Consider the following 476-nt stretch of genomic DNA (forward strand, 5'->3'; position numbering starts at 1 on the left):
CTTTATTTGGAATCTGCGTTGGCGTGGTCATGACATCATTAAAGAACGCGTTCAAAAATATAATATCGATTGCGACCTGAAATATGGCCATTTACATGCAGCTTATAAACCAAGCCACATGAAAGAACTCCAAGCAAGTTACGACTTAGCTCTCGCAAATGGCATGGGAGACCAGGTCAAGCTTCTACTGAAGAACGATATTCCTGACTACCTAGAGACAGAGATCTATCACGGCGCGCTCTACAATAAAAAGAACATGCATCTGCATTCTCTCAATCTATGCTTGGGAGAAGCTGCTGCGGCTCAACAACTAGGCGTACAAATATTCGAGAACACACTGGTTGTGGACATCAAGCAGGGCCAACGCCCTCAAGTTATTACCGAGAATGGTGTCGTCACAGCAAATACCGTCTTGTTAGCCGGCAACGCTTATCATCGTCTTCAACGTAGCAAAATGAGTGGAAAGATCTTCCCGG

At 45.0% G+C, this 476-nt stretch carries 1 protein-coding gene; it reads left to right on the top strand.

The annotated features are described in order from the left end of the window. Positions 1-64 precede the first annotated feature (64 nt). The coding region (locus A3739_RS21830) for an FAD-binding oxidoreductase (protein WP_231877127.1) at positions 65-476 on the top strand (412 nt) is incomplete at its 3' end.

Source organism: Oleiphilus sp. HI0067 (assembly GCF_001635735.1).